Source organism: Rhodococcus sp. P14 (assembly GCF_000256505.1).
In the GTDB taxonomy this organism is placed as follows: domain Bacteria; phylum Actinomycetota; class Actinomycetes; order Mycobacteriales; family Mycobacteriaceae; genus Rhodococcus; species Rhodococcus ruber.
Genome location: NZ_AJFC01000069.1, coordinates 51,822 through 58,273 on the forward strand (window position 1 = coordinate 51,822; position 6,452 = coordinate 58,273).

7 protein-coding genes are annotated in these 6,452 nt (G+C 67.4%); 3 read left to right on the forward strand and 4 right to left on the reverse strand.

Going from position 1 to position 6,452, the window contains the following annotated elements; all coding sequences use genetic code 11:
* Positions 1-49 precede the first annotated feature (49 nt).
* Positions 50-691: a TetR/AcrR family transcriptional regulator gene (locus tag OEY_RS0105060; RefSeq protein WP_225222741.1), complete on the forward strand. Its 642-nt coding sequence runs from the start codon at positions 50-52 to the stop codon at positions 689-691.
* A 31-nt stretch (positions 692-722) separates the two neighbouring features.
* Here OEY_RS0105060 and OEY_RS0105065 read toward each other — a convergent pair whose 3' ends face one another.
* Positions 723-1,595: a shikimate dehydrogenase gene (locus OEY_RS0105065; RefSeq protein ID WP_010592833.1), complete on the reverse strand. Its 873-nt coding sequence runs from the start codon at positions 1,593-1,595 to the stop codon at positions 723-725.
* Positions 1,596-1,696: 101 nt separating this feature from the next.
* On the opposite strand from OEY_RS0105065, the gene OEY_RS0105070 reads away from it, so the two are divergent.
* The gene (locus tag OEY_RS0105070) at positions 1,697-2,347 is read left to right on the forward strand and encodes a TetR family transcriptional regulator (protein ID WP_010592834.1); all 651 of its coding nucleotides are present in this window, start codon (positions 1,697-1,699) and stop codon (positions 2,345-2,347) included.
* Between the two features lie 166 nt (positions 2,348-2,513).
* Complete coding sequence (locus OEY_RS0105075; RefSeq protein ID WP_010592835.1) at positions 2,514-3,857, forward strand: MFS transporter; 1,344 nt, start codon at positions 2,514-2,516, stop codon at positions 3,855-3,857.
* 133 nt (positions 3,858-3,990) lie between these two features.
* On the opposite strand, the gene clpX is transcribed toward OEY_RS0105075, so the two are convergent.
* The 3 genes from clpX to OEY_RS0105090 all read right to left on the reverse strand — a co-directional run.
* Positions 3,991-5,268, reverse strand: coding sequence for an ATP-dependent Clp protease ATP-binding subunit ClpX (gene clpX, locus OEY_RS0105080; protein WP_003938129.1), 1,278 nt, complete (start codon positions 5,266-5,268; stop codon positions 3,991-3,993).
* Positions 5,269-5,496: 228 nt separating this feature from the next.
* Positions 5,497-6,183 (reverse strand): ATP-dependent Clp protease proteolytic subunit, encoded by a 687-nt coding sequence (locus tag OEY_RS0105085; RefSeq protein ID WP_003938128.1) that lies wholly within the window; start codon positions 6,181-6,183, stop codon positions 5,497-5,499.
* Between the two features lie 49 nt (positions 6,184-6,232).
* Positions 6,233-6,452, reverse strand: a 220-nt coding sequence (locus tag OEY_RS0105090; protein WP_010592836.1) for a ClpP family protease, incomplete at its 5' end; no start/stop codon positions are given.

Below are 6,452 nucleotides of genomic sequence, written 5' to 3' on the forward strand. Positions count from 1 at the left end.
AGATGCTCGTATTAAATGGAAAGTTGATCTTCTTAGTACAGTGGACGTCATGGTCGTGTCAACGGGTCGTCTCGCCCTGCTCGATGCCGCGGAGGAACTGATCGCGCACCGCGGCATCCACGGCGTCTCGGCGCGGGAGGTGGTCAAAGCCGCCGGTCAGCGCAACAATTCGGCCGTCGCGTACCACTTCGGGTCGTGGCACGGACTGCTCGACGCGGTGTGGACCCGGCACGCACCGCGAGTCAACGCGGAACGGGCCGCCCTCGTGGACGCCGCCCGCCTCGACACGCCGCCGCGCCTGGAACGGCTGGTCTTCGCCTACGTCCACCCCCTCACGACCGAGGTCGCCCGCGGCCGGCCCAGCTACTGGGCCCGCTTCAACGAGCAGTGGCTCGCCGTGGCGCCCCTGGAGTTCCTGACGATCCCCGCCTCCGGCGCGTCCCGTGCCGACTACTACCCGACCGACGAGTCGCTCACGGTGCTCACGTCGCTGTTCGAGGCGATCGTGCACAGTCTCGAGCTGGCCGAGGCCGAGGCCCGGCGCCGGGTCGGCCTGACGGTGCGGTTCGTCATCGGCTCCTACGCCGCCTGGGAACGCGCCCACGACGTGGGGGAAGCGCCCGAACTGGGAGCGTTCGAGTCGGAGATCGTCGATCTGGCCTGCGCGATGCTCCGCGTGCCCAAACGGTAGCCGCCCCGGAGGACGCACCCGGACGTGCCGGTCAGACGGCGACCTTCTCCGCTTCGATCAGGGCGGTCATGTGCGCGAGCATCCGCTCCGCATCGGGCTCCACGCCGGTGAAGATGCGGAATGCGTCGACGGCCTGGAAGACGGCCATCCCCGCCCCGGTCAGCGTCGGGGCGCCGAGCGCCCGAGCCCGCAGGACGAGCTCGGTCTCGATGGGCCGGTAGACGACCTCGGCGACCCACAGGTCGGGCCGCAGCAGCGCCGGGTCGAAGGCCGTCCCGGGGTGGGTGGCCATGCCGACGGGCGTCGCGTGGACGAGGCCGTCGGCGGCGGCCAACAATCGGGGCAGCTCGTCCGGCGTCGCCGTACCGACAGCGGCGCCCGGGAACAACACGGTCAGCTTGTCGCGCAGTGCGGTGGCTCGCGCGAGATCGGCGTCGACGACGGTGAATTCGCGCACGCCGCGGGTGAGCACCGCATAGGCGACCGCCGCACCGGCTCCCCCGGCCCCGAGCTGGACCACCCTGTCGAGGGCGACACCGCCCAGACCCCGGTCGAAGTTGCGACCGAATCCCGACCAGTCGGTGTTGTGCCCGATCGCCCGGCCTCCGTCGAAGAGGACGGTGTTGACGGCACCGAGCCGGCTCGCCTCCGGGGAGAGGTCGTCGAGGTGCTTGATGACCGCCTGCTTGCACGGATGGGTGATATTCAGGCCACGGAAGCCCAGGTCGTGCGCGGAGCGGAGCAGCCGCGGCAGATCGGCCACCGCCAGACCCAGCACGTCGAGGTCGACGATCTTGTAGACGTAGCGCATACCCTGTCGCGCGCCCTCCGCCTCGTGCATGGGCGGGGTCAACGACGCACCGATGCCGGTTCCGATGAGGCCGCAGAGGATGGAGTCGGTCATGGCGGGCCTTTCCCAGCGCAATGTACGAACTAGTGAGTTACAAGACACAGCGTACGGCCACGGAGGGCACCGGCACAACACCCGGTCGATAGGGTGGCGCCATGGCAACCGAGCAGACCACCGGCCGACGCCGCCGCAACAGCGACCTCACCAGGGAGAACATCCTCGAGGTGGCCACGGCGGAGTTCGCGGACAAGGGGCTGTCCGGAGCCCGGGTCGACGAGATCGCCGAGCGCACGCAGACCACCAAGCGGATGATCTACTACTACTTCGGCGACAAGGAGGGCCTCTACCGGGCCGTCCTCGAGAACTCGTACGGAACGATCCGCGCCCAGGAGCGCGAGCTGGACCTCGCGGACCTCGGCCCCGTGGAAGCCATCCGCACGCTGGCCGAGGCCACGTTCGACCATCACGACCAGCATCCCGACTTCATTCGCATCGTCGCCAACGAGAACATGCTCCGCGGCGAGCACATCCGCCGGTCGACCCGGCTCGCCGGCCTGGGGGCGCCCGCCGTCGACGTGCTCACCGGCATCCTCGAACGCGGCCGGGCAGACGGGATCTTCCGCGACGGCGTGGACGCTCTCGACATCCACCTGGTGATCAGCAGTTTCTGTGTCTTCCGCACCGCCAACCGGTACACCTGGCAGGCACTGTTCGACCAGGATCTCGCCACGGACGAACTGCGGACCCGGCACCGGCGGATGCTGGGCGATCTCGTGGTCGCCTACCTGACGACCGCGCCCGACTGAGCGACCCCGACGCCACGGCACACCGGCACGCCTCCCGAAAATTTATGAACTATCTAGTTCATACATCTTGCGGCGGGCGTGTGATGGCGCCTACATTCGGAACGACGCAGAACGAACCCGGGTTCGTATCTCGAACATCCCCCATCTTTTCCGCACAGGAGACGCGATGACCGCGCACACCCTCGACACGCCGGAGAATTCCGGTATGACGACCGCTGCCCGCCCGCACGACACCACCAAGGTCAAGCGCGCGGCGTCGTCGGCCTTTCTCGGCAGCATGCTCGAGTACTACGACTTCTACATCTACGCCTCCGCCGCTGCCCTGATCTTCCCGACGGTGTTCTTCCCCGACAGCGGGCACGCGGCACTGCTGTCCCTGTCGACCTTCGGCGTCGCCTACGTCGCGCGTCCCCTCGGCGCCGTGGTCCTCGGCCACTTCGGTGACCGGGTCGGGCGCAAGAACGTCATGCTGTTCACCCTCATCCTGATGGGTGTCGCCACCTTCGGCATCGGCCTGATCCCCAGCGCCGAGTCGATCGGCGTGCTCGCCCCCGCCCTGCTCGTATTGATGCGCATCTTCCAGGGCATCTCCGCCGCCGGCGAGCAGTCCGGCGCCAGCTCCCTGACCCTCGAGCACGCCCCGCAGAACCGTCGCGCATTCTTCGCGAGCTGGACGCTCAACGGCACCCAAGCGGGTTTCATCCTCGCCAGCCTGGTGTTCCTGCCCGTCGCGGCCATGCCCGACGACATCCTCTACAGCTGGGGCTGGCGCGTCCCGTTCTGGGGCAGCCTGCTCGTGCTCGTCGCCGCGTACGTCATGCGGCGCAAGCTCGAGGAGCCTGAGGAGTTCGCGGAGACCAAGAAGGCCGACGACGTCGCCAAGCTGCCGGTGGCCGACCTGCTGCGAACCCACTCCGCCAACCTGGCTCGCGTGGTCTTCTGCGCCTTCGTCGCGGTCGTGAGCACGATCTTCGCCGTCTTCGGCCTGGCGTTCGCGACCAGCGACGAAGTGGGCATCGCCAAGTCGACGATGCTCGCGGTCGCGATCGCCGCCAACGCCGTCGCCCTGTTCAGTCAGCCCGCCCTCGCCGCCCTGTCGGATCGCGTCGGCCGTAAGCCCGTCTTCGTCACCGGCGTCCTCGGCTCGGCGGTGTTCGTCTTCGTGTACTTCCAAGCCATCTCGACCGGTAACGTCGCGCTGATCTTCGCCGCCGGCATCGCCCTGATGGGTCTGCTCTACGCCGCACCCAATGCGATCTGGCCGTCGTTCTACGCCGAGATGTTCAACACGAAGGTCCGCTACTCCGGTATGGCGATCGGAACCCAGCTCGGCTTCGCCATCGCCGGCTTCGCCCCCGCCATCGGCACCGCGCTCATGGGCGGCGACCCGACGAACTGGCTGCCCGTCGCCATCCTGACCTCCGGCGCCTGCCTGGTGTGTGCGGTCTCCGCGCTGTCCGCGAAGGAGACCTTCCGCACCCCGTTGCGCGAGCTCGGCAACCGGATCTGACCCTCCCCCTCAGGGACCGAATGTCACATCGCGTCGATCACATCGATGCGATGTGACATTCGGTCACACAGGTTCCGGACATACGAGTAGGCCCCGGCACGTCGTGTGCCGGGGCCTACTCCGTGTTCCGCGATCAGGCGGTCTTGTCGCGACGCTCGCGCTCGGGCTTGCGCGGCACGATCGTGGGAAGCACGTTGTCGTTGACGGTTTCGGCGGTGACGACCACCTTGGCGACGTCGTCGCGGCTCGGGATGTCGTACATCACCGGCAGCAGGACCTCCTCCATGATGGCGCGCAGACCGCGGGCGCCGGTACCACGCAGAATCGCCTGGTCGGCGACGGCTTCCAGGCCGTCCTGGGTGAACTCGAGTTCCACCCCGTCCATTTCGAAGAGCCGGACGTACTGCTTGACGAGGGCGTTCTTCGGCTCCGACAGGATCTGCACGAGCGAATCCTTGTCGAGGTTCGTCACCGAGGCGACGACGGGCAAGCGACCGATGAACTCGGGGATGAGCCCGAACTTGATCAGGTCTTCGGGCATGACCTCGGCGAAGTGATCGGTGGTATCGATCTCGGCCTTCGACTTCACCTCGGCGCCGAAGCCGATCCCGCGCTTGCCCACCCGGTCCGAGACGATCCGCTCGAGTCCGGCGAAGGCACCGGCGACGATGAACAGCACGTTGGTGGTGTCGATCTGGATGAACTCCTGGTGCGGGTGCTTGCGCCCGCCCTGCGGCGGTACCGACGCCTGGGTGCCCTCGAGGATCTTCAGCAACGCCTGCTGGACGCCCTCACCGGACACGTCGCGGGTGATGGACGGGTTCTCGCTCTTGCGGGCGATCTTGTCGACCTCGTCGATGTAGATGATCCCGGTCTCGGCGCGCTTGACGTCGTAGTCGGCCGCCTGGATGAGCTTGAGGAGGATGTTCTCGACGTCCTCACCGACGTAGCCGGCCTCGGTCAGGGCGGTGGCGTCGGCGATCGCGAACGGCACGTTCAGCATCTTCGCCAGGGTCTGCGCCAGGTACGTCTTGCCGCAGCCGGTGGGTCCGAGCAGCAGGATGTTCGACTTGGCCAGCTCGACCGACTCGCCACGCGTATCGCGCGCCTTCTCGCCCGCCTGGATGCGCTTGTAATGGTTGTAGACCGCCACCGCCAGGGTCCGCTTCGCGGAGTCCTGCCCGATGACGTAGTTGTCGAGGAACTCGCGGATCTCGGCCGGCTTGGGCAACTCGTCGAGCTTGACCTCGTTGGACTCGGCCAGCTCTTCCTCGATGATCTCGTTGCACAGGTCGATGCACTCGTCGCAGATGTAGACCCCTGGGCCCGCAATGAGCTTCTTGACCTGCTTCTGGCTCTTTCCGCAGAAAGAACATTTGAGCAGGTCGCCCCCGTCACCGATACGTGCCATCTGTCAGGTCCCTACTTCCTCGTGAGCGTGCAACCGATCCCGCGACCGCCGACAGCGCCGGTCCGGGGAGCGGGCCCTTGGAACGACCGTACCCGGAGACAGCGACGGCGGTCGACCGGTTCCGGGCGATTCGGGCCATTATTTGTGCGCCGCAGCGGCAACGCCGCTCGAGCACACCGGCCCGGTCCCGGAGGCGCGCGGGGCGCACTCCGGGCCGGGCCGAGGCGGTTACTTCTGAGCCGAGAGCTTGCGGTACTCGAGCACGTTGTCGATCAGACCGTAGTCGACGGCCTCCGCGGCGGTGAGGATCTTGTCGCGGTCGGTGTCCTTGCGAATCTGGTCGGGATCCTTGCCGGTGTGCTTGGCCAGCGTCGTCTCCATCAGGCGGCGCATGCGCTCGATCTCCGCTGCCTGGATCTCCAGGTCGGACACCTGGCCCTGGATGCCGCCGGTGGCGGGCTGGTGGATGAGCACGCGGGCGTTGGGCAGGGCGAGCCGCTTGCCGGGGGTGCCGGCAGCGAGCAGCACCGCCGCCGCCGATGCGGCCTGGCCGAGGCAGACGGTGGTGATGTCGGCACGCACGTACTGCATGGTGTCGTAGATCGCCATCAGTGACGTGAAGGAGCCGCCGGGCGAGTTGATGTACATCGTGATGTCGCGGTCCGGGTCCAGCGACTCGAGCACCAGCAGCTGAGCCATGACGTCGTTCGCGGAGGCGTCGTCCACCTGCACGCCGAGGAAGATGATGCGTTCCTCGAAGAGCTTGTTGTACGGGTTGGACTCCTTGACGCCGTAACTCGAATGCTCGATGAACGAAGGCAGGATGTAGCGGCTCGCCGGGGATGCGGGGGCGGTGCCCCCAGGTGCGGCAGCAGCTTGGCCGCCGAGCTGGCGCGGATCGAACAGGTTGGTCATCGCTTCTCCAGGAATTCGTGGGGCGTAGAGCGGATCGGGGGGCTCGGAACTAGTTGCCGGTGCCGCCGGCCTGCTGCGCCCGCGAGACGACGTGATCGACGAAGCCGTACTCGAGCGCTTCCTTGGCGGTGAACCAGCGGTCGCGGTCCGAGTCCTTCGTGATCTGCTCGACGGTCTGGCCGGTGTGCTCGGCGATCAGTTCCGCCATTTCCCGCTTGGTGTGCGCGAACTGTTCCGCCATGATCGCGATGTCACTGGCGGGGCCGCCG